At 35.3% G+C, this 21,052-nt stretch carries 24 protein-coding genes; 16 read left to right on the forward strand and 8 right to left on the reverse strand.

Annotated features, from left to right (window positions below):
* Positions 1 to 54: 54 nt before the first annotated feature.
* The 11 genes from DFQ03_RS01850 (at position 55) to DFQ03_RS01900 (ending at position 8,704) form a co-directional block, all read left to right on the forward strand.
* A complete protein-coding gene (locus DFQ03_RS01850) occupies positions 55 to 897 on the forward strand; it encodes an alpha/beta fold hydrolase (protein WP_133671327.1) in 843 nt (280 codons plus the stop codon).
* Complete coding sequence (locus DFQ03_RS01855) at positions 897 to 1,391, forward strand: RNA polymerase sigma factor (RefSeq protein WP_133671328.1); 495 nt, start codon at positions 897 to 899, stop codon at positions 1,389 to 1,391. The genes DFQ03_RS01850 and DFQ03_RS01855 overlap by 1 nt, the downstream gene beginning before the upstream one ends.
* Positions 1,384 to 1,959: a hypothetical protein gene (locus DFQ03_RS01860; protein ID WP_133671329.1), complete on the forward strand. Its 576-nt coding sequence runs from the start codon at positions 1,384 to 1,386 to the stop codon at positions 1,957 to 1,959. Before DFQ03_RS01855 ends, DFQ03_RS01860 begins: the two co-directional genes overlap by 8 nt.
* Before the next feature lie 66 nt (positions 1,960 to 2,025).
* Positions 2,026 to 2,466, forward strand: coding sequence for a hypothetical protein (locus DFQ03_RS01865; protein WP_133671330.1), 441 nt, complete (start codon positions 2,026 to 2,028; stop codon positions 2,464 to 2,466).
* Between the two features lie 51 nt (positions 2,467 to 2,517).
* Positions 2,518 to 3,975: a lipopolysaccharide biosynthesis protein gene (locus tag DFQ03_RS01870; RefSeq protein ID WP_133671331.1), complete on the forward strand. Its 1,458-nt coding sequence runs from the start codon at positions 2,518 to 2,520 to the stop codon at positions 3,973 to 3,975.
* Positions 3,972 to 4,406: a dUTP diphosphatase gene (gene dut / locus DFQ03_RS01875; protein ID WP_133671332.1), complete on the forward strand. Its 435-nt coding sequence runs from the start codon at positions 3,972 to 3,974 to the stop codon at positions 4,404 to 4,406. The genes DFQ03_RS01870 and dut overlap by 4 nt, the downstream gene beginning before the upstream one ends.
* A gap of 16 nt (positions 4,407 to 4,422) precedes the next feature.
* Positions 4,423 to 5,364, forward strand: a complete 942-nt coding sequence (locus DFQ03_RS01880) for a tetratricopeptide repeat protein (protein ID WP_133671333.1) — start codon at positions 4,423 to 4,425, stop codon at positions 5,362 to 5,364.
* 17 nt (positions 5,365 to 5,381) lie between these two features.
* Positions 5,382 to 6,149: a DUF4292 domain-containing protein gene (locus DFQ03_RS01885; RefSeq protein ID WP_243834393.1), complete on the forward strand. Its 768-nt coding sequence runs from the start codon at positions 5,382 to 5,384 to the stop codon at positions 6,147 to 6,149.
* Between the two features lie 4 nt (positions 6,150 to 6,153).
* Positions 6,154 to 7,377: a murein hydrolase activator EnvC family protein gene (locus DFQ03_RS01890; protein WP_133671335.1), complete on the forward strand. Its 1,224-nt coding sequence runs from the start codon at positions 6,154 to 6,156 to the stop codon at positions 7,375 to 7,377.
* A 12-nt stretch (positions 7,378 to 7,389) separates the two neighbouring features.
* A complete protein-coding gene (locus tag DFQ03_RS01895) occupies positions 7,390 to 8,235 on the forward strand; it encodes an aldo/keto reductase (RefSeq protein WP_133671336.1) in 846 nt (281 codons plus the stop codon).
* A gap of 151 nt (positions 8,236 to 8,386) precedes the next feature.
* Positions 8,387 to 8,704 carry a hypothetical protein gene (locus tag DFQ03_RS01900; RefSeq protein WP_133671337.1) on the forward strand — a complete coding sequence of 106 codons (318 nt, stop codon included), beginning with the start codon at positions 8,387 to 8,389 and terminating at the stop codon, positions 8,702 to 8,704.
* A gap of 89 nt (positions 8,705 to 8,793) precedes the next feature.
* Here DFQ03_RS01900 and DFQ03_RS01905 read toward each other — a convergent pair whose 3' ends face one another.
* Positions 8,794 to 9,318 carry an acyl-CoA thioesterase gene (locus DFQ03_RS01905; RefSeq protein ID WP_133671338.1) on the reverse strand — a complete coding sequence of 175 codons (525 nt, stop codon included), beginning with the start codon at positions 9,316 to 9,318 and terminating at the stop codon, positions 8,794 to 8,796.
* Positions 9,319 to 9,378: 60 nt separating this feature from the next.
* The gene (locus tag DFQ03_RS01910) at positions 9,379 to 10,350 is read right to left on the reverse strand and encodes an HU domain-containing protein (protein WP_133671339.1); all 972 of its coding nucleotides are present in this window, start codon (positions 10,348 to 10,350) and stop codon (positions 9,379 to 9,381) included.
* A 92-nt stretch (positions 10,351 to 10,442) separates the two neighbouring features.
* Here DFQ03_RS01910 and dprA point away from each other — a divergent pair, with 92 nt between their 5' ends.
* Positions 10,443 to 11,561: a DNA-processing protein DprA gene (gene dprA / locus DFQ03_RS01915; protein WP_133671340.1), complete on the forward strand. Its 1,119-nt coding sequence runs from the start codon at positions 10,443 to 10,445 to the stop codon at positions 11,559 to 11,561.
* Between the two features lie 180 nt (positions 11,562 to 11,741).
* On the opposite strand, the gene trpS is transcribed toward dprA, so the two are convergent.
* On the reverse strand, positions 11,742 to 12,710 hold the full coding sequence (gene trpS, locus DFQ03_RS01920) for a tryptophan--tRNA ligase (RefSeq protein ID WP_133671341.1): 969 nt from the start codon (positions 12,708 to 12,710) through the stop codon (positions 11,742 to 11,744).
* Positions 12,711 to 12,780: 70 nt separating this feature from the next.
* Between trpS and DFQ03_RS01925 the strand changes: the two genes are divergently transcribed.
* The gene (locus DFQ03_RS01925; protein WP_133671342.1) at positions 12,781 to 13,521 is read left to right on the forward strand and encodes a lysophospholipid acyltransferase family protein; all 741 of its coding nucleotides are present in this window, start codon (positions 12,781 to 12,783) and stop codon (positions 13,519 to 13,521) included.
* Here the strand turns inward: DFQ03_RS01925 and DFQ03_RS01930 are convergent.
* The 5 genes from DFQ03_RS01930 to recA form a co-directional block, all read right to left on the reverse strand.
* Positions 13,518 to 14,072 carry a DUF3575 domain-containing protein gene (locus DFQ03_RS01930; protein WP_133671343.1) on the reverse strand — a complete coding sequence of 185 codons (555 nt, stop codon included), beginning with the start codon at positions 14,070 to 14,072 and terminating at the stop codon, positions 13,518 to 13,520. The two genes, DFQ03_RS01925 and DFQ03_RS01930, sit on opposite strands and share 4 nt — an antisense overlap.
* A gap of 10 nt (positions 14,073 to 14,082) precedes the next feature.
* Positions 14,083 to 15,600: an outer membrane beta-barrel protein gene (locus tag DFQ03_RS01935; RefSeq protein WP_133671344.1), complete on the reverse strand. Its 1,518-nt coding sequence runs from the start codon at positions 15,598 to 15,600 to the stop codon at positions 14,083 to 14,085.
* A gap of 31 nt (positions 15,601 to 15,631) precedes the next feature.
* Positions 15,632 to 16,198 carry an RNA polymerase sigma factor gene (locus DFQ03_RS01940; protein ID WP_133671345.1) on the reverse strand — a complete coding sequence of 189 codons (567 nt, stop codon included), beginning with the start codon at positions 16,196 to 16,198 and terminating at the stop codon, positions 15,632 to 15,634.
* Between the two features lie 15 nt (positions 16,199 to 16,213).
* Positions 16,214 to 16,636 carry a hypothetical protein gene (locus tag DFQ03_RS01945; protein WP_133671937.1) on the reverse strand — a complete coding sequence of 141 codons (423 nt, stop codon included), beginning with the start codon at positions 16,634 to 16,636 and terminating at the stop codon, positions 16,214 to 16,216.
* An 82-nt stretch (positions 16,637 to 16,718) separates the two neighbouring features.
* Entirely contained in the window at positions 16,719 to 17,726 is a 1,008-nt protein-coding gene (gene recA / locus DFQ03_RS01950) for a recombinase RecA (RefSeq protein WP_027065412.1), read from the reverse strand.
* Positions 17,727 to 18,100: 374 nt separating this feature from the next.
* On the opposite strand from recA, the gene trhO reads away from it, so the two are divergent.
* The 3 genes from trhO (at position 18,101) to DFQ03_RS01965 (ending at position 21,049) form a co-directional block, all read left to right on the forward strand.
* Positions 18,101 to 19,132 (forward strand): oxygen-dependent tRNA uridine(34) hydroxylase TrhO, encoded by a 1,032-nt coding sequence (gene trhO / locus DFQ03_RS01955; protein ID WP_133671346.1) that lies wholly within the window; start codon positions 18,101 to 18,103, stop codon positions 19,130 to 19,132.
* 242 nt (positions 19,133 to 19,374) lie between these two features.
* Positions 19,375 to 20,571: a PSP1 domain-containing protein gene (locus DFQ03_RS01960; protein ID WP_133671347.1), complete on the forward strand. Its 1,197-nt coding sequence runs from the start codon at positions 19,375 to 19,377 to the stop codon at positions 20,569 to 20,571.
* Entirely contained in the window at positions 20,564 to 21,049 is a 486-nt protein-coding gene (locus DFQ03_RS01965) for a gliding motility lipoprotein GldH (RefSeq protein ID WP_133671348.1), read from the forward strand. The genes DFQ03_RS01960 and DFQ03_RS01965 overlap by 8 nt, the downstream gene beginning before the upstream one ends.
* Positions 21,050 to 21,052: the final 3 nt, after the last annotated feature.

Consider the following 21,052-nt stretch of genomic DNA (forward strand, 5'->3'; position numbering starts at 1 on the left):
GTAACATTATTTAATTTTTGAATCTAAAGAGCGAACAAAACAAAAACTCTTACGATGAAAACTATTAAAAATTTACTTTTCGGATTGCTTATTTTTTCGGCATTTTCAATAACTGCACAACACAACTCTTTTGAAGTGGAAGTTACTGGCAAAGGTGAACCAATACTACTATTTCCAGGGTTTACTTGTACTGGTGAAGTATGGGACGCTACAGTATTGGAACTATCAAAAGGTTATGAATGTCACGTATTTACTTTTGCCGGTTTCGGTAATGTTCCTGCTATTGAAAAACCATGGCTACCAAAGATTAAAGAAAGTGTTATTAAATACATTTTAGAAAATAAATTGGAAAACGCTATTTTGTTGGGGCACAGTCTAGGTGGTGCATTGGCGCTTTGGATGGCTACAGAAAGTGAAACATACAAAGAGCTGATTATAGTAGATGCTTTGCCCTCAACAGGAGCATTAATGATGCCCGATTATAAAAGTGAATACATGTTGTATGATTCTCCATCTAATAAACAACTATTAGCTATGAACGATACCGATTTTGAAGCTATGATTGTTCAAATGGCTAGTGGTATGACCAAAGAAAAGTCAAATCAACAGAAAATTCAAAATTGGATGATTCAGGCAGATAGAGAGACCTATGTCTATGGGTATACAGATTTATTAAAGTTAGATTTACGTGAAGATTTGGCTAAGATAAATTCACCGGTGACTATTTTGGCGGCTACAGAACCTTATGGTTTAGAAATGGCGAAATCCACTTATGACCTACAGTATAAAGCGCTTGCAGAATACACCATTGAATTTGCAAATGGCTCATCACATTTTATCATGTATGATCAATCACAGTGGTTTATAGAGAATCTTAAAAATGCGTTGAAGAACTAATGAGCTCTAAAGAAATCACATATCAGAAGATCTATGAGGAAAACTACCCAAAGGTAATGCGATTATGCATGGGTTATACCGCAGGTAACGAGTCTCTTGCTAAAGATCTGGTACAGGAAACTTTTATAAAAATTTGGCAGAATTTAGACGGTTTTAGAAATGAAAGCAAAATAGGCACTTGGATTTATCGTATTTGTGTGAATACCTGTTTAGCTGAAATACGGCGGGAGCGTAAAAAGGAGAGGGAGCTTCAAATTGATAATCTGCAGATAAGTGACAGCAGTGACAGCCCTGCTGAGAAAGAAGATATGTTAGTGCAATTATATAAGTGCATAAATAAACTAAGCAGCACTAATAAAGCAATTATATTATTGGAATTGGAAGGCTTGCCCCAACTAGAGATTTCAGAAATAATCGGGATAAAATATGAAGCTGTCCGAACTAGAATTTATAGAATAAAACAACAACTTACAAAATGTGTAAACGATGAATAATTTTGAAGATTTACAAAATAAATGGCAGAACCAATCGGGAGTTTCTGCAACCGAAGATGGATTTCAAGCACTTTTAAAAAATGTAAAATCCATAGAACAAAAACAAAGAACAGGAAATATAGTTTTAACCCTTACTATAGTTATACTAGTTTCTTTTCTGATATATGTTTCAGGATACAAGAGCACTAAATTTATGCTCGGTATCGGGTTAATGATTGGTAGTTTAGTGGTTAGAATTGCTATTGAATTATTTAGTTTGAAGAGGCTGCGTACCATAAAATTTAGTAAAGATGCAAATACCTTTACTGATGATTTAATTACCTATTATTCCTTTAGAAAGTATACTCATTACATAATTACACCTTTAGCTCTTGTAGTTTATACCGTTGGGTTTATAATATTATTGCCATTGTTTGAAGCTTCGTTATCACATGGGTTTTATATCTATATTCTATTTTCGTCAGTGACTTTTTTATTAGTGTTTTCTATATTTTTATACAAAGAGGTAAAGAGTGAACTATTTAAATTGAAACAATTACAAAGGGACGACGAGGCTATTAATTTGTGATAGCCATGTTAAATGACTTATTAAACCCATATTACTTATTATCTTTATAAGAATAATATGGGTCTAATGAAATATATACTTAGTTGTTTTCTACTTATCTGTCTTTGTTTAACCAGTTGCACCTCGCAGAAAAAACTACAAACGGAAATTCCGTTCGAAATTGGTAAAGCTATTAGCCAACAGTATGTGGGCGGACGAGAAGAAAGCGGTTCTGGTACTGAATTGAGAATTCCGGTGTCACTACTCAATACTTCTGACATAGAAATTAAAGAGGTTTACTTTCGTGGTAAGAAAGTAAAAGCGCTTGTAAACACTGTAGATAATGAAGAGATGATTATTGTTAGAATACCTAACAACAGCCCTGAATCATCTGAAACATCAGATTTAAAATTAAATACAGATGAGGCGGTTATCAGTTATAATGAAAATGGAGAAATGAAATATGCTAAAGTAAATGGCATAAAACAAAAGCAACCATTAATTTATAAGGGCGCACCCAAAAACTAACTTTGTAACTAGGCTTTTAATAGGTACTTTTATCGCCTGAATGTATAGTGCTTGAATCCACTCAAAAAACTTTTTAAACAAACAGCAATCTATGGCTTGGCAACTGTCTTGCCAAGGATGCTTAACGTCATATTAGTACCAATTTATACAGGTGTTATGCTACCTGGTGCATATGGGCAAGTGGTGGTGATTTATGCCTATTTTGCCATTTTCAATATCTTTTTGGCTTATGGCATGGAAACCGCATTTTTTAGGTTTTATAAGGATTCTGAGAATAAGAAAAAAGTTGTTTCTACTTCTTTATTGTCCATATTAGGGTCTACAATGATATTTATGATCATTGGATTGTTATTTAAGTCATCACTATCGCAATTTCTGGAAATATCTATTGAATATATAGGATATGTTTTTTGGATTTTAGCTCTAGATGCATTGGTTATAATTCCTTTTGCATGGTTAAGGGCTAATGAAAGACCTATGCGTTTTGCCATTATTAAACTTATTAGTGTGGTATTGAACTTAGGGCTTAACTTCTTCTTTCTAATTTTGCTGCCAAAATTAGCGATAGACAATGAAGGTTTTCTTGCTTCTATCTATAAAGCGGATTATGAGATTTTATATATATTAATCTCTAACCTTGCTTCAAGTGCTGTTACCCTTTTGCTAATGTTAAGGGTGTATCTTAGAAGACCTTATGTCTTTGATATTGATATTTGGAAGCGTATGATAAAATATGCCATGCCAGTAATGATTGCGGGTATTGCATTTACCGTAAATGAAGTATTAGATAAAATTTTGCTAGAGAAAATTTTACCTGTTGAAATAGCTAGTGAAGAAGTTGGTAAGTATGGAGCTTGCGTAAAGTTGGCTGTGTTCATGACATTATTTATTACTGCATTTAGAATGGGGATCGAACCTTTCTTTTTTAGTCATTCAGATACAAAAAATCCGCAGAAAGCATATGCCCAAATAACAAATTACTTTGTAGTGTTAGGGAGTATCATACTTTTAGCGGTAGTTGTTTTTTCTGATGTATTAAAGGTTCTTTTTGTACGTAACGAAGCGTATTGGGAAGCTATGTCCGTAGTGCCAATAATTTTATTGGCAGCCTTCTTCTTGGGTATTTACCATAACTTATCCGTTTGGTACAAAGTTACCGACCGTACAAAATTCGGAGCATATATTTCAATGATCGGTGCCGTGTTGACCATAGTCGTCAATCTTATTTTTATTCCGTATTTTGGGTATATGGCATCTGCCGTTGCTACTCTGTTAGCTTATGGCACGATGATGTTGCTTTCATTCTATTTCGGGCGCATGTATTATCCTATTCCGTATAACTTCAGAAAAATTATATTTTATTTAGTAATATCCATCTTGTTTTCTATCCTTTCATTTTACATTTTTGATAGAAACCTTTTTGTTGGAATATCGCTATTAATTCTGTTCTTGGGCTTGGTATATAAACTAGAGTTTGAGAATCTTAAAAAACTATATGTAAACAGATGAACATAAAAATCATTAATAAATCGAATCACGACTTACCGCATTATGAAACAAGTGCTTCTGCTGGTATGGACTTAAGAGCAAACCTTACAGAAGCTGTTACTTTGCAACCATTAGCCAGGGCTATTATACCAACTGGTCTTTTCATCGAGTTACCTGTAGGTATAGAAGCTCAGGTGCGACCCAGAAGTGGTCTTGCCGCTAAAAAAGGTGTAACCGTACTAAATGCTCCTGGCACAATTGATGCTGATTATAGAGGTGAAGTGGGAGTTATATTGATAAATCTTGGTAACGAAGATTTTGTTGTCGAAAACGGGGAACGTATTGCACAAATGGTCATTGCTAAGCATGAACGTGCGGAGTGGAACCTTGTCGATAACCTATCTGAAACCTTAAGAGGCGATGGCGGATTTGGTAGTACTGGCGTAAAGTAATTTCTATATAATTGTTATGAAAAAATTGATTTTTTTGGGCTTGCTTGTCGGTGTTTGTAATACGCCATTGCAGTCTTATGCACAAGAAAATCAAGAATTGGATGTAGAACAAAGTGCTGAAGTATTTCTAGAAGAATACTCAGATACTTTTCAAGAAAATTTTTTCGAGGGATTAAAGCAAATGGGAATAAGAAATTATGACCGTGCGATTACCTACTTTTTAGAATGTAAACGCCTACAGCCACAAAATACGGTAGTCACTTTTGAGCTTGCTAAGTTTCATTTGTATGACAAGCAATTTATACTCGCTCAAGAATATGCTTTAGAAGCATTGAGCGGTGAACCAGAGAATTATTGGTACGCTGAAACCCTAGTTAATGTTGTTGACGCTAGAAAATCTGCACTAGAAGAGGTGAAAACAGAATTACCTTGGAACAATATTGAGCTAAGGGGTAATTTGGCAGAAATCTATTTTATAAATGCAGATTATGTTACTGCAAAGTCTGTTTTAAAAGGAATTAAAACATCTAAGAAACAAAAATATTTAGAGCAGAAAATTAACGACTCGATTGCGAAACAAGAAAAGGTAGTAGTGCCTGTAGCAAATGTAGAGAGAACGGAATCTTCTGAAGATTTAAATAACGTAGAAGGGTATAAGTTAAAAATTGAGAAGTTGCTTACTTCTGGTGCTGACAATAATGTCTTGCTAGGTATAACCGAAGAGGCAATGGAGCGTTTCCCTTCTCAACCTTATTTCTATTATGCCAACGGAGCCGCTTTGAATACAGCGCTGAAATATAAAGACGCTATAGCTATTCTAGAGACGGCATTAGATTATATTATTGATGATGCTCCTTTAGAAAATGCTTGTTATAAAGAATTGGCAAATGCATATACCGCGACCAATAATACGTCTAAAGCAAATATGTACCTTAGTAAAATTAAATCAGAATTTTAATGACGAAGTTTTTGAATATGATGAAGATAAAATATGCTTTACTGATGGTCACGATAGTTTTTATGGCGTCTTGTAAGAGTACGAAGGTAATTTCTGGAGGTACTGTGGACGCAAAATTATCGTCTAAATCGGTCATCAAAGCGCATTACCAAAATGAAGCAGGTTTTAAAACATTGGCTGGTAGGGTAAAAATAAATTATTCTGATGGCGAATCTTCTCAAGGTGTTTCTGTGAGCTTGAGAATGGAGAAAGATAAAGCCATTTGGATGAGTGCTCCACTTGGTATTGTTAAAGCCTATATTACTCCTGATAGAGTGTCATTTTACAACAAACTGGAAAATGAATATTTTGATGGCGATTTTTCATATTTAAGTGATTTGTTAGGTACCGAAGTAGATTTTTCAATTTTGCAAAATTTGCTGACAGGTCAGGCTATTGTAGATTTACGCCTAGAGAAATATGATATTGGAATTTCTGAAGATAACTACAGGCTCACGCCAAAACAGCAGGGAGTATTATATAAAACCCTATTTCAAGTGGAGCCTAAAAACTATAAAATGGCTATGCAGCAACTTTCTCAACCATTGGAGAAACGTTTGCTAGAGATTGTCTATAAAAACTATCAGAGCATAGATAAAGAAGTTTTGCCCAATGAAATTATAGTTAGGGCAATTAGTAAAGAGAAGGTAAATAACATAGACCTTGAATTTAAAAGTTTGGAGTTGAACGGAACAGTAAATTTTCCATATTCGATACCTAAAGGATTTAATGCAATAGAGCTTTAAACAGATGTTGTTCAAATTTAAATACGGTCTTTTTCTTTTAGTGCTGTTCACTACGGCATCTGCTTTTACGCAGACTAGTGAGCAAAAAGCTTTAGAGGAAAAACGTGAGCAACTTCAATCAGAAATACGCGATATCAACCGATTGCTTTTTGCCGAAAAAAAGGAAAAAGGTAATGTCTTGGATCAGATGGAAGCATTGGACAAAAAGATTACCGTACGGCAACAACTTATTCGCGTTACCAATCAACAATCTAACCTGTTGAACAGACAGATCAATACCAACATTAGAAACATTGGTAAGCTAAAGACCGAATTGCAAGAGGTGAAAGATGAGTATGCCAAAATGATTCAGAAATCATATCAGAACAAATCAAAGCAAAATAGATTAATGTTCTTGTTGTCTTCAGAAAGCTTCTTTCAGGCATTTAAAAGGCTTCAGTACATGAAGCAATATACAGACTATAGAAAAGAGCAGGGAGCTCAAATATTAACTAAGACAGAAGAGCTTTCTCGCTTAAATTCTGACTTGAACGAAGAGCGAAAGGTAAAAGAAGTTTTATTGGCTCAAAACAAAAAGGCGAAAGACCAGTTGTTTGGTGAAATTCAGACTCAAAAAGCTTTATTAGGTACTATTCGTAAGAATGAGAGTAAATATGCCAGTGCTATTGAAACGAAGAAAAAAGAATCTAGAAAAATAGATCAGCAGATTGAAAAATTGATAAGAAGTGCCATTGCGGCCTCTAATAAGAAAACGGCAAGTACTACTAAAAATTCAAGTAAGTTCGTGTTAACTCCCGAAGCAACCGTTATTGCAAATAACTTTTCTGCCAATAAGGGTAAATTGATTTGGCCAGTAGAAAAGGGGATAAAGAGTCAGGGATTCGGAGTGTATGCCGATCCGGTTTACCCGGGGATAAAGCACCAAAGTAACGGCGTTATCATTGCAACTGACGAAGGTTCTAAAGCGCGTGCCATTTTTGAAGGTGAAGTAATCGCTATTTTGGCAGTACCCGGCGGTAATAAAGGTGTTCAAATTAAACATGGTAACTTCATTAGCACCTATTATAATCTTTCTGAGTTATATGTCAAAAAAGGAGATAAAGTAGCCAGTAAGGAAGAACTTGGTATTGTGTACACCAATAAAAACAATGGACAGACCCGATTAAAATTTTATTTATATCAAGATACATCTCGTCTTAACCCAGAAGAGTGGGTGTATCGTCTTTAAAACTTAACACGAATGAAACAACAACATACTATATCAGATATTAAAGGAAACTTTGAACTAAGTAATGGGGTAAAGATGCCCTATTTAGGTTTAGGTACTTATCAATCAGATAATGATCAAGAAGTTGTTGATGCTGTAAAGAACGCTCTTCAATTAGGGTATCGTCATATAGATACTGCAGCAGCTTATAAAAATGAAGAGGGTGTAGGGCAAGGTATACGCGAAAGCGGAATAGATAGAAGTGACATTTTTTTGGTGACCAAAGTCTGGAACGACGACCAAGGATATGAAGAAACACTGAAAGCATTTGACGCAAGTTTAAAACGTTTGGGTGTCGACTACCTAGATTTATATCTTATTCATTGGCCAGTTGCGGGCAAATACAAAGAGACTTGGAGAGCATTAGAGCATCTATATGCTCAAAAGAAGATTAGAGCAATTGGAGTTAGTAATTTCCTAAAACATCATTTAGAGGATCTGATGAACGATTGTACTGTGATGCCTATGGTTAATCAAATGGAGTTTCATCCGTACTTGGTGCAGCAAGACCTTATCGATTTTTGTACTTCGAACGGAATTCAATATGAGTCATGGTCTCCTTTCATGCAGGGCAAGGTTTTTGAGTTGGATATTTGTGCAGATTTAGCCAGTAAGTATAATAAGAGTGTTGCACAGATTATTTTACGTTACAACCTTCAAAAAGGTGTTGTTGCTATCCCAAAATCTGTTCATGCAAAACGTATTGCATCTAATGCCGATATTTTTGATTTTGAGTTGTCTAAAGCTGATATTACCTTTTTAGATGGATTGGAAACTGGAGAACGTTCAGGACCTGATCCCGATAACTTCAATTTTTAGTAGCTAATTTTATCAATACTATTTTTCTGTTATTTAATTAATATGATTTCTTTAATTCTAAGTTATCATATTGATTTTCATGCGATTATGTAAGTATGGGTTCATTATTTTTTCCGAATTTTGATGTATTAATCAGTAAAGGGGAACTATTATGAGTAACACAATCACTTTAAATTCGGAGACAGTTAAAGATAAATTAAATAAAGATTCAAGTTTAAAATCACCAAGTTTTGATTTCAGCTGGTCTCTTGCACCAATCGTTGTCTATAGTGCGTTCTTAGCAACATGTTTAGCTTTGGCCTACGGCGGATTAGTAGTTTATTCAATTATCATTTTTATTCTTGGTAGTATAGGTTTGGCAGCCCTCTATTTGTGGAATAATAGTAGAAGCTTAGATTTAGATTTATCGTTCGAGGTCGATTTGGCGCAATCAGAACTTGAAAGAGATTTGTATAGAGAAGTAGCTTAGTAGAATTTCAAATAAGTAAAGTAAAAATATAGTAGCATCCCCAGTTGCTATATTTTCATTGAAAAAGAATTCGGAAACCTAATTGTATTTTATTTGGCGTCTTGTTTCGTAAACAACGCTTTAAGCTCGGTAGCATTATCAGGTGTCATTTTACCAGCTAATACTAAACTCAATTGTTTTCTACGAAGTGCACCTTCAAAACGGGTAATCTCTAGTGGAGTTTCAGGCGTTAATTCAGGAACTTCAGTTGGTGTACCTGTTTCATCAACCGCAACAAAGGTGTAGATAGCTTCATTTGCCTTAGTGCGCTTACCATTATAGCGATCTTCTATCCAAACATCTATATATACTTCCATAGACGTGTTATAAGCTCTAGAAACGGCTGCTTCGACAGTAACTACACTACCAAGCGGAATTGCCAAGTTAAAAGCTACGTGATTTACAGATGCGGTAACGGTAATTCTGCGACTATGTCTACCGGCAGCAATACTAGCTGCACGATCCATACGTGCCAATAATTCGCCACCAAATAGATTTTGAAGTGCGTTGGTCTCACTTGGGAGAACCAAATCGGTCATTGTGGTACGAGATGCTGCAGGAGTCTTTGCTTCCATTAATTAGAAATTTTCCGCAAAGATACGGGCATCAATAGTACTTATAAAATGTGTACGGGTTTATTTTTCGGTTAATAACCAAGCATCTTTAGACTGCGTACGTTTAATTTTACGCAACGCTTTTAAAGCATCGTTTGCATTGGTATAACTATCAAAAGTTACCATGTGCAGTCCGTAAGCGTTAGTGCCATAATAACTGGCATTAAATCCGTTCGCCTTAAGCTGTTCAATTTTTCTATCGGCATTACCTCTAACCCTAAAAGCTCCGGCAACAATAAAGTGTGTTGCCTCATTTTTGTTGATAGCTGTTTTTGCTGTTGAAGATGTAGTAGCTTCAACGGTAACTGTTGGTAACTCTAACGGAGATAAGTCGAAGAAAGTTGCTTCTTGTATTTGTTTGTTAACAAACTCTTCAGCATCTTGTCTAGCAACTTGCTCATTTGTATTTTTTTGTTGGTATGCACGATAACCGGTTACGCCCGTAGAAAATGCTAACATTAGAATGGCAGCATATTTTAAATAAGGTCTGAAACCTCTAGTTTCTCTACGTTCTGGACTAATAACGAACGGTATTTTTTCTTCAATTTCTATAATCTCTTCTTTTAATACTTCTCTAGTTACAGGTATAGAGTTGAAATTCGAAAGTCCGAATGAAGAGGTTAAATAGTTTGTTTCATTTGCTGGCTGAAACAATATTTTATCTTCGTGGTTTCTAGCTAAAGAGCCTATATTTTTAAGGTGTAAAGAAGTTTCTTGAATTAAAACCTCTTGCCAAGTTTTTACTTGTTTTTCAATTTCAACCAATGCTGTTTCATACGAAACCTTCTCTGCAGTTGATACATAAGAAACCAAAAGCCCATCATTTGAGATAAGCTGTCTATTAAAAACAATAGATTTATTTGGTGCGCTAAACGTATTGGTAACCACGTTTATTTTGGCAGAATTTTTTTGGGTAAGGAATGCTCCAAATCCAGGAACAACAACACAGTTGTACCTATAAAGTAAATCGCTTATATAGTGTTCTAAAACCATTGGATCACAAATATGAAAAAAATAAAGAGGTATAAAAACACCTTTGGCAACTTTTTATTAACATATTTTTTTCTCTTATTTGTGAACAAGAAATGAAAACTATACAACATACTGCTGATGAACTTGTTGCAATACTCCGGTTACAACATGTTCCAAATATTGGAGATATCCTCGCAAAGAAATTAATTTCACATTGTGGAAGTCCATCCGCAATTTTCGAGGACAAAAAGCAAAACCTATTGAAAATCGATGGCATCGGTACTCATACGATCAGACATTTATTTGACGTAGAACATTTAGAAGCTGCGGAGTCAGAATATAATTATGTGCTCAAAAACGATATATGCTGCACCTACTTTTTAGATGAAGATTACCCTAAATATTTAAAACATTGTATTGACGGACCTATTCTTTTGTTTCAGAAAGGAAATATTGATTTGCAGAATCGTAAATTGATTAGCGTAGTAGGCACTCGTAATATTACGAGTTACGGTATGGCTTTTTGTGAACAGTTTATTGAAGAGATAGCTCCTTTAGATCCAGTCATAATTAGTGGTTTTGCGTACGGAGTAGATATTTGTATTCAGCGGGAAGCTATAAAACATGGTTTGCAAACCGTAGGATGCTTAGCACACGGGTTAAACCAAATTTATCCGAAAGTTCATGCCAAGTATCAAGCTGATGTTTTAAAGAATGGCGGATTTTACACTGAGTTTTGGAGCACCAGTAACCCCGAACGTGAAAATTTTTTAAAACGGAACCGAATAATTGCTGGTGCGAGTGAAGCTACGGTTGTAGTTGAATCTGCAGAAAAAGGTGGTAGTCTAGTAACCGCTGATATTGCCAATAGTTATAATAGAGATGTCTTTGCGGTACCAGGTAGAACTACCGATAAATACAGTCTGGGTTGTAATAATCTAATCAAGCAGCAAAAAGCACATGTAATGACTTCGGCGGCAGATTTAATTTATTTGTTAGATTGGGATATAGCAGAGAAACAAAATAAGACAATTCAGAGACAGCTTTTTGTTGAATTAGATGAGATTGAACAAAATATTTACACTTATTTACAGAATAACGGCAAGCAAATTTTAGATAGTATAGCCTTAGATTGTAAACTGCCTATTTATAGAACATCGTCTACCTTGTTGACTATGGAAATGAAAGGTGTTATACGACCGTTGCCTGGAAAACTGTTTGAGGCTATCTGAGATTTTACAAACCACTTGGTTTGTTTATTGATTATTAAAGGTGTAGAATGGACTAAGTAATCACTTTGTCGATAAAATGCCATTACAAATCGGGAAACCTACCACGGACTCAGTAGTAATTAAAACAAAAAACCGACCTAGTGGTCGGTTTTCAATATTTGTGGTTTTTTGGGTTATTATTTAATATCCCAGCTTTTCACGAACTCTTCCTAGCACTTCGTCGGCTACTTTTCTTGCTTTTTCTGCACCCAAAGCCAAAGCATCATCTACCTCATTTAGGTTGTTCATGTAATATTCAAACTTCTCACGAGGCTCTTCAAACTTATTTACTATTACTTCATAAAGTGCTTGCTTGGCATGACCGTAACCATAATTTCCGGCTAGGTAGTTGGCGCTCATTTCTTCAATTTGAGGCTGGCTAGCTAGAATTTTATATAAAGCGAATATAGTATCATTGGTAGGGTCTTTGGGGTCTTCCATAGGCGTACTATCCGTTTGTATTCCCATAATCTGCTTGCGTAATTTTTTATCCGTCTGAAAAAGACTGATCAAATTACCCTTGCTCTTACTCATTTTAGCACCATCGGTACCTGGTATATACATAGTTTCTTCTTGAACCTTGCCCTCCGGTAAAACAAAAATTTCGCCTAATTGGGCATGAAAACGAGAAGCTACATCGCGTGTCATTTCTATGTGCTGCATTTGATCCTTGCCAACAGGTACAATGTTTGCATCATATAATAGAATGTCTGCCGCCATTAACATCGGGTAGGTGAAGAGTCCGGCATTTACATCTTCTAACCTATCTGCTTTATCTTTGAAAGAATGTGCAAGAGTTAATCGTTGGTACGGAAAAAAACAGCTTAGGTACCAAGCTAGTTCTGCCGTTTGTGGCACATCGCTCTGTCTATAAAAAACGGTATTTTCTATATCTAATCCAAAGGCAAGCCAAGTTGCAGCAACAGCATAGGTATTATGACGTAATTCTGCGCCATTTTTAATCTGTGTCAACGAATGCATATCTGCTATAAAAAGAAAAGATTCGTTCGAAGGATTATTTGCCATTTCTATTGCTGGCTTGATTGCTCCTAGAATATTTCCTAAATGCGGAGTTCCTGTACTTTGTATGCCTGTTAAAATTCTTGCCATTTTCTTTATTCTAAGAAAGCAAAGGTAAAACAAATACAAAAAAACTATCGTAAATAACTACTTTTGATTTATGCTTAAATTGGTTAAACAAGCCGGTCAAACTATATACCGAATTTGGTTTTATGTTCTAGTGGCCACTCCTATTCTACTCTTTTTTCCATTTCTGGTAATCTTTGCTTCTCGTGAAGCCTGGTATCCACAGTTTTTTTGGATGGCTAGAAACCTATGGGCTAGATTTATACTGTATGGTATGTTTTGTTTTCCTAAAGTGAAATATGAGCAGCGCTTGGTGAAAAGGAAAAGTTATATGTTGGTGGCAAACCATACGAGTATGCTAGATATTATGCTCATGCTTGTGGTGAGTAGAAACCCGTTTGTATTTGTTGGCAAGAAGGAATTGGTTAAAATACCGTTGTTTGGTTTTTTCTACAAACGGGTATGTATAATGGTAGATAGAGATAGTACCCAAAGTAGAACTGGTGTATATAGACGGGCGCAAAGAAGGCTACAGCAGGGTTTGAGTATTTGTATTTTTCCTGAGGGTGGTGTACCGGAAGAACATGTGTTATTAGATAAATTTAAAGATGGTGCTTTTAAAATGGCCATAGCCCATAAAATACCCGTGGTACCCATGACCTTTTATGACAATAAGGAAAGATTCTCTTTTACCTTCTTTAGTGGAGGTCCTGGTAAATGCAGGGCTAGAGTTCATTCATTTGTTGAGACACATTCCATACGCCCGGAAGATACGGCAGACCTTAGGAATAGTGTTAGAGAAACGATACTTAACGACTTAACTAAAAATAGCTAGAATCTGTAACCTAGATTTATGCCGCCTTTACCTATAATGGTAAAGTCTCTGTCATTTTTGAATAAATTTCGTCCAATACCTAGGTCTATTTCTACGATAAAGCCTCTTTTGGTTATGAGTTTTACACCAGTGCTAATTCCTAAAGCGAAATCGACAACGTTGTCATCGTATCCAGAATTTGAATAATAGGTATCAGTTGGTTCGTCGTAATAAGAGCCGTAGGTGTAATCATCAACAGAATTCAACATACCAAAAGCTTCTACGAAGAAACCAGATGCGTATTTTTTCCCGAAATATTGACGGTAATAGGGTGCTATGTAATAGTTGACATCAATATTCTCGTCATCATAAGCATATAAGACATCAATACCGATAGCAGATTCTTCATTTAGTAAATATTGATAATCCAACTCAATGGCGCCTAAGATTAAAAAAAGGCCGTTAATTTTTAATTCTTGATGTTCTTCTGAAGTTATATATGCATCATCAACATCTTGAGAGTAGATAGAAATGCTCATTAAGCAAAGGCAACACAAGATATAATACTTCATATTTATATTTTTAAAACTGAAAAGTAAGTCCGCTATATACCCCAACTGAATATGGCCTAAAAGTGCCGTTTACATAAGAAAAGGTGTTTAATTGATATTTAAAGATTGGTTCTACATTAAATCGTACTTTTTGTGAAAAGTTGTAGTTAATGCCAAGCCCCATATTGGCACTAAAGTTCAAGTCGTTTATATTATTTGCTTCGCCAATTTCAGTTGTCAATTCACCAGAAGTCAATGATACCGCATTGTCAATTAAAAATAAAGAACTGACACCACCAATAAGGTTGATGCCGAATTTTTTATCTATAAGCGCGTAATTTAATTCAACTGGTAATTCTAGATAGCCGAACTGTTGCGACATATAGCCATCTCTTGAAGGACTTTTTGCTGTTACATCTTGAGCAGTATTAACGGTGCTGTATTTATCTGAGGGAACTATTTTGCTGGAAATAGTTAATGTATTTGATGTTTCAGCATAATCAATAGTACTTAATTGACCAGTATTAGAAGCAAGACTTGACGAAGATGAAAAAGCAACATCTTCAGTGTCATACCCATAATCTACTTTATTGATACCCGAGCGTATCGTCAATTTTTTGGTGACAGCATATGCCACGGAGACTCCGTAACTCATATTTACATTTCCTGATTTTGCATTGGGACTAAAAATGGAGTTTACAGGTGAGCCTTCACCAATGGCATTAAAATATACTGGAGCGACATTCGGACCCGCTGACCACCTATTACTAGCCACTTTTTTGTTTTTCAGCTCTTCTTGATCTTCAATTTCATCAAAAATAGATTTCTTGTTCGATTCAAGTTCTTCGGTAACTTCTTCTATAGTGTTGTTTTCAGCTATGGAGTTTTCTGCTTCCTTAAGGTTAAAGTCCAGGTGTGTATTAGAATCTTTGTTTGTAGTTTCAATTGATTCGTCTGTGTTAAGATTATAGTTTAAAAAGTTTTCTGAATCATTTGAATTAACACCTTTTGCCAATCTATTTTGTGCAATTAAAACTTCGTTGGTAGAATTATTATTTTCTGAATTATTATTACTATTTACCGCAAGAGCATGAACCGGTTCAATATTCTTGTCGTAACTTTTTTTAGTAGTTGGCACAGCAACCTTATTAGGTTCTAGCTGATTGTTCATTGGGTTGTTTTCAACATCGTTCTGTTGATTTTCACTAACCATGTTTTGTTCAACTACAGCATTGGCAGTAGTGTCTAACGAATCAATAAAAATTTCATTTTCTATATTCTGTTGAATATCATCGATTTTTTCGGATTCGTTATCCGTGTCTACCAGTATTTGGTTGTTAGTATTATCTTCTGTAAACGGATTTAAAATTAATAGCCCAATCATTATAGCGGCAGCAATCCCCCCAAATGACCACCAAAATGGTATAATTCTTCTCTTTTTTCGTTTGTCCAATGACGCATCAATCGCACGCCAGACTTTATTGTCTGGTGTTTGTTTGAAGTCCGAAAGCTTATCTCGGAAAATATCGTCTATATTCTTCTTCTGCATCTAGTACTGTTTCTGTCTATAATCACTAGGATTATAAAAAGTGTGTTGATATTATAATTAAGATACTTACAATTGATTGCGTGATCTTAGTCTCTATTTTTTCTTTTAATAATGCGCGTGCCCTGGCGAGATTAGATTTTGAGGTGCCAATTGTGGTACCTAGCATTTCACTAATTTCTTTGTGCGTATAGCCATCCAACACATATAGGTTGAAGGTGGCGCGGTATTTATTTGGTAACTCTTGAATGTAACTTAATAGTGTTTGTAAACTGATGTCATCATAAGCATTATCTACAGTAACTTCTTCTTCGGTATTATCTGTAACCACATTCAGGTATTCTTGCTTTCTATATTTTTGTAGCGCAGTATTTACCGTAATTCTTTTCATCCAACCTTCAAAAGAACCTTTGTTTTTAAATTGACCTATTTTATCATAAATGGTCATAAAGCTGTCATGTAGGGTATCTTCTGCCTGTGATTTAGATTTGGAGTATTTAAGGCATATACCAAAGAGGGTAGAGGCATAGGCTCTATATAATAGTTCCTGTGCTTTACGGTCTCCTTTTTTGCAATTATGTATGAGTTCTTCTAGACTCACAAATGGTTGGTTGTTTTAAGGGTTGTTTACTGGAACGACAATTTCCATATATTCTGCCTCTCCGTCACTATTATCGCCTTTATAAAATTTAAATGTATAGGGTTCGGTATAAACTACCTGGAAGTTGAAAGACGCCGTTTCTTGAATTAATTCTTCCATACAATCATCAATATCTGTTCTTACAGCCCCAATGGCAACAACACTTCTAACGGTCAGGGAATCTTTAACAACGTCAAAACCTTCATAGTATGTACAACTATCCGGTTTTAAATAATTTACAGAAATCGTATAGGTCTCATTGAGATCAAAAGATTCTGGTACTTCTGCATCGACAATCTCCAAAGCTGTAAAATGGAAATTAGCGCCATCATCATCAATAGAACAACCATTACATATAAATGCTATGACCAAGGCCAACAGCATAAACTTTTTTCTCATCATATAACTGTTTTGTTCTAAGATGAGAATGAAGTGCAATGGTTGCGTTAACTCATTTATGTTTACTTAAATAATACTGAATTTAGGCATTCAAGGCAGCAATGGCTTCTCTAATTTTGCCATCTAATTCCTCAAATAATTCAGGGTTATCTAAAAGTAGGTTTTTAACCGCATCACGACCTTGACCTAATTTTGTGTCACCATAGCTAAACCATGATCCACTCTTTTTTACTATTTCATATTCCACACCTAAGTCGATCACTTCACCAACCTTAGAAATACCTTCGCCATACATAATATCAAATTCAGTGGTACGGAAAGGTGGTGCTACTTTATTCTTTACAACCTTAACCCTGGTCTTGTTCCCTTGAACATTACCGTCTGTATCTTTAATCTGTGTAGATCTTCTAATATCTAAACGAACAGATGCGTAAAATTTAAGGGCATTACCACCAGTAGTAGTTTCTGGGTTACCGAACATTACACCAATTTTTTCACGTAATTGGTTAATGAATATAACGGTACAGTTTGTTTTGCTGATAGAACCGGTTAATTTTCTAAGTGCTTGAGACATTAAACGTGCGTGAAGACCCATTTTAGAATCTCCCATTTCTCCTTCAATTTCACTTTTAGGTGTCAATGCCGCAACTGAATCTATTACTACAATATCGATTGCTCCAGAACGAATTAAGTTATCAGCTATTTCTAAGCCTTGCTCACCGTTATCTGGTTGAGAGATGATTAAGTTGTCTATATCTACACCTAATTTTTGAGCGTAAAAACGGTCAAAAGCATGCTCTGCGTCAATAAATGCCGCTATGCCGCCATTTTTTTGTGCTTCTGCTATTGCGTGCAAAGTCAAGGTTGTTTTACCTGAAGATTCCGGTCCGTAAATTTCAATTACACGACCTCTTGGGTAACCCCCTACGCCTAAGGCAATATCTAAACCTAATGAGCCAGAAGGTATCACTTCAACATCTGCAACAACACTATCTCCCATTTTCATTACAGCGCCCTTACCATAGGTCTTATCCATTTTGTCAAGGGTCAACTTTAATGCTTTTAATTTTGCTTCTTTTTCAGAACTCATTTTCTATTTTTTTGGAAAGCTAAATTACCAAATCTTTTTTGATTTGAATAATATTCAATCAATTACGCAACCATTTTAAGCAATTACTATCTTTTATAAAATAGAAGTTACTTTATTGTTTATAAATCGCTGTTTTTAGTGTCGGCGATTATAGGTGGCTATATCCTTTTTTATATTCTTTAAGAATACTATGAAAAAGAAAAAAATGGAATGGTCGATAAAGAGTCTTGTTATAAGCAAGGCTCTTTTTTTATGTTACAAAGTGGTTAACCTTTATAAAATAGATGCATTTTTCAATATTATAACTATTTTTGTTCTTGAAATTTTTTCTATAAACCTTCTGCCCATTGGCAGACTTAAATTATTAGTATAGCATGCAACTGTACAATACGTTAAGTGCAATAGAAAGAGCAGCTTTAATTGAAGAAGCGGGTAAGGAACGCCTTACTATCTCTTTCTATACCTATGCACACATTGGTAACACCAACATTTTTAGAAACCACCTATTCATCAACTGGAACGATATGGATGTTCTTGGGCGAATTTACGTTGCTCACGAGGGAATAAATGCCCAGCTTTCGGTTCCAGCTGAAAACTTCAATGTTTTTAAAGAACATTTAGATAGTATTTCTTTTCTAGAGAATGTGCGACTCAATATTGCTATTGAACAGGACAACCTTTCCTTTTTAAAGTTAAAAGTGAAAGTTAGACATAAGATTGTAGCTGACGGATTAGAAGATAATTCTTTTGACGTCACCAATAAAGGTATTCATGTAGGTGCAGAAAAATTCAATGAACTTATTGAAGATCCAGATACGGTTTTGGTAGATATGCGAAACCATTATGAAAGTGAAATAGGGCACTTTAAAAATGCCGTTACACCAGATGTTGATACGTTTAGAGATTCATTAGATATTATTGAACGCGATTTAGCCGCTCATAAAAAAGATAAGAAACTGGTAATGTACTGTACTGGCGGAATTCGTTGCGAGAAAGCGAGTGCTTATTATAAACACAAAGGTTTTGAACAGGTATATCAACTAGAAGGGGGAATTATTGAATATACCCGACAAGTAGAGAAAAACAATCTTGAAAATAAATTCAAGGGTAAGAATTTTGTTTTTGACCACAGAAGGGGTGAGCGTATTAGTGATGATGTTATTGCTAATTGTCATCAATGTGGAACACCTTGTGATGAGCATGTAAATTGTGCTAATGAGGCTTGTCATTTATTATTTATTCAATGCAAATCTTGTGCAGAAAAAATGAATAATTGCTGTTCAGATACTTGTAAAGAAGTTCATGAATTGCCTTTTGAAGAACAAAAGGCCTTGAGAAAAGGTAAGGTTGTAAGTAATAAGATATTTAAAAAAGGCCGCTCAGAAGTGCTGAAGTTTAAAAAGTAGCTTTCTGTTTTGCGAAGGCTTAAGTCATTAAACCATACGATACACTATAAAAAGGCAGCGTTTTTCGCTGTCTTTTTAGGTTTTAGAAATGGTCTTGAGTTATTGGTAAAGTCACTATATAAAACCGACACCGCTAATTTCACTTTTATTTCACATTAAAAAAACTGTATCTTTACCTATAAGTTTTTTATGAACCTTTTTTGGTGAATTTTATATAATTCGACCAAACCAATATATATAATATGAGTTGTAGTAGTTGTTCTACCGGTAAGGATGGACAACCAAAGGGATGCAAGAATAACGGTACTTGCGGTACAGATGGTTGCAATAAACTGACAGTTTTTGACTGGCTTTCAAATATGTCGCTCCCTAATGGGGAACGACCATTCGATTTTGTTGAAGTACGATTTAAAAATAGTAGAAAAGAATTTTTTCAGAACACCGAGAATCTTTCACTTTCCATTGGCGATATAGTTGCCACACAAGCACAATCAGGTCATGACATAGGTATGGTTACCTTAACGGGAGAACTTGTACGCGTGCAAATGAAACGGAAAAAAGTGTCTTTCACTGATGAAGAGGCACCGAAAGTGTATAGAAAAGCAAGCCAGAAAGACATAGATATTTGGCAGAAATGTAGAGATAGAGAAGAAGAAATTAAGAAAAGAGCACGTGAAATTGCCATTATCTTGAAGCTTCAAATGAAGATTTCTGATGTAGAGTTTCAGGGTGATGGTTCTAAAGCCACTTTTTATTATACAGCAGATGAACGCGTAGATTTTCGACAGTTGATAAAAGATATGGCAAAGGCATTCGGTATTCGAATCGAAATGCGTCAAATCGGTTATCGTCAAGAAGCACAAAGATTGGGTGGTATTGGATCTTGTGGTAGAGAGTTGTGTTGCTCAACGTGGTTGACAGATTTTAGGTCTGTAAGTACTTCTGCAGCACGTTACCAACAGTTGTCATTGAATCCGCAAAAGCTTGCAGGTCAATGTGGTAAATTGAAGTGTTGCTTGAATTATGAGCTAGATGTCTATGTAGACGCACTTAAAGATTTTCCTTCTCAAGACACAAAATTGTTTACCGAAAAAGGACTCGCTTTTTGCCAGAAAACCGATATTTTTAAAGAGATGTTGTGGTTTTCATATAGAGATGATCCTGGTAGCTGGCATGTGCTTTCTAAAGATCAGGTAAACGAAATCTTAGAGAAGAATAAAAAGAAAGAGAAAGTTGCTAGTTTGGAAATGTACGCGATGGAAATTGCTGTTGAAGAAAAAGTAGTTTTTGAAAATGTAGTAGGGCAAGACAGTCTTACACGATTTGATAGACCAAAAGGTGGCGGAAACAATAATAAAAATAGGAACAAGAACCGAAACCGCAACAAGAATAAGAACAAGAATAGAAATCGTAATAGAAATCAAAAGAAGAATGCGTAGTATATCTTGTTGTTTTTTAGCATTAGTGCTCTTTGCTTCTTGTGACAGCAATATTATTAAGACCGAATACCGAACCTTGGAAGATGGTGTTTGGAACAAAGATAATGTTCTTGAATTTTCACTTTCTAACATAGATACTACTGCAGCGCATGATGTCTTTATCAACGTTCGCAATGACAATACTTTCCCTTATAGCAATCTATTTATAATTGCATCATTGACGACACCTGAAGGCGAAGTAACCAAAGACACTTTAGAATATGCGATGTCTTTACCAGATGGCACTTGGCTCGGCAAGGGTAGTGGTAGCATTAAAGAAAATAAATTGTGGTATAAAGAAAACATCGTTTTTTCATCTTCTGGCGTATATACTATAGAGGTATCACAGGCGATGCGTAAAAATGGTAATGTTTCTGGTATCATCGGGCTAGAAGGTATTACCGATGTAGGTATAGAAGTAACAAAAAGCACCCCGTAAACA

The organism is Maribacter caenipelagi (assembly GCF_004364175.1).
Classification (GTDB): domain Bacteria; phylum Bacteroidota; class Bacteroidia; order Flavobacteriales; family Flavobacteriaceae; genus Maribacter; species Maribacter caenipelagi.

What these genes read in the sequence shown, in the direction of transcription:
- DFQ03_RS01930 (WP_133671343.1), bottom strand. Translation starts at nt 14,072, where the DNA reads ATGAAGTATTATATCTTGTGTTGCCTTTGCTTAATGAGCATTTCTATC.
- dut (WP_133671332.1), top strand. Translation starts at nt 3,972, where the DNA reads ATGAACATAAAAATCATTAATAAATCGAATCACGACTTACCGCATTAT.
- DFQ03_RS01895 (WP_133671336.1), top strand. Translation starts at nt 7,390, where the DNA reads ATGAAACAACAACATACTATATCAGATATTAAAGGAAACTTTGAACTA.
- DFQ03_RS01890 (WP_133671335.1), top strand. Translation starts at nt 6,154, where the DNA reads ATGTTGTTCAAATTTAAATACGGTCTTTTTCTTTTAGTGCTGTTCACT.
- DFQ03_RS01885 (WP_243834393.1), top strand. Translation starts at nt 5,382, where the DNA reads ATGATGAAGATAAAATATGCTTTACTGATGGTCACGATAGTTTTTATG.
- DFQ03_RS01900 (WP_133671337.1), top strand. Translation starts at nt 8,387, where the DNA reads ATGAGTAACACAATCACTTTAAATTCGGAGACAGTTAAAGATAAATTA.
- DFQ03_RS01865 (WP_133671330.1), top strand. Translation starts at nt 2,026, where the DNA reads ATGAAATATATACTTAGTTGTTTTCTACTTATCTGTCTTTGTTTAACC.
- DFQ03_RS01860 (WP_133671329.1), top strand. Translation starts at nt 1,384, where the DNA reads ATGAATAATTTTGAAGATTTACAAAATAAATGGCAGAACCAATCGGGA.
- DFQ03_RS01935 (WP_133671344.1), bottom strand. Translation starts at nt 15,600, where the DNA reads ATGCAGAAGAAGAATATAGACGATATTTTCCGAGATAAGCTTTCGGAC.
- DFQ03_RS01880 (WP_133671333.1), top strand. Translation starts at nt 4,423, where the DNA reads ATGAAAAAATTGATTTTTTTGGGCTTGCTTGTCGGTGTTTGTAATACG.
- DFQ03_RS01925 (WP_133671342.1), top strand. Translation starts at nt 12,781, where the DNA reads ATGCTTAAATTGGTTAAACAAGCCGGTCAAACTATATACCGAATTTGG.
- DFQ03_RS01910 (WP_133671339.1), bottom strand. Translation starts at nt 10,350, where the DNA reads ATGGTTTTAGAACACTATATAAGCGATTTACTTTATAGGTACAACTGT.
- DFQ03_RS01960 (WP_133671347.1), top strand. Translation starts at nt 19,375, where the DNA reads ATGAGTTGTAGTAGTTGTTCTACCGGTAAGGATGGACAACCAAAGGGA.
- DFQ03_RS01855 (WP_133671328.1), top strand. Translation starts at nt 897, where the DNA reads ATGAGCTCTAAAGAAATCACATATCAGAAGATCTATGAGGAAAACTAC.
- DFQ03_RS01965 (WP_133671348.1), top strand. Translation starts at nt 20,564, where the DNA reads ATGCGTAGTATATCTTGTTGTTTTTTAGCATTAGTGCTCTTTGCTTCT.
- trpS (WP_133671341.1), bottom strand. Translation starts at nt 12,710, where the DNA reads ATGGCAAGAATTTTAACAGGCATACAAAGTACAGGAACTCCGCATTTA.
- DFQ03_RS01905 (WP_133671338.1), bottom strand. Translation starts at nt 9,318, where the DNA reads ATGGAAGCAAAGACTCCTGCAGCATCTCGTACCACAATGACCGATTTG.
- dprA (WP_133671340.1), top strand. Translation starts at nt 10,443, where the DNA reads ATGAAAACTATACAACATACTGCTGATGAACTTGTTGCAATACTCCGG.
- recA (WP_027065412.1), bottom strand. Translation starts at nt 17,726, where the DNA reads ATGAGTTCTGAAAAAGAAGCAAAATTAAAAGCATTAAAGTTGACCCTT.
- DFQ03_RS01945 (WP_133671937.1), bottom strand. Translation starts at nt 16,636, where the DNA reads ATGAGAAAAAAGTTTATGCTGTTGGCCTTGGTCATAGCATTTATATGT.
- DFQ03_RS01850 (WP_133671327.1), top strand. Translation starts at nt 55, where the DNA reads ATGAAAACTATTAAAAATTTACTTTTCGGATTGCTTATTTTTTCGGCA.
- trhO (WP_133671346.1), top strand. Translation starts at nt 18,101, where the DNA reads ATGCAACTGTACAATACGTTAAGTGCAATAGAAAGAGCAGCTTTAATT.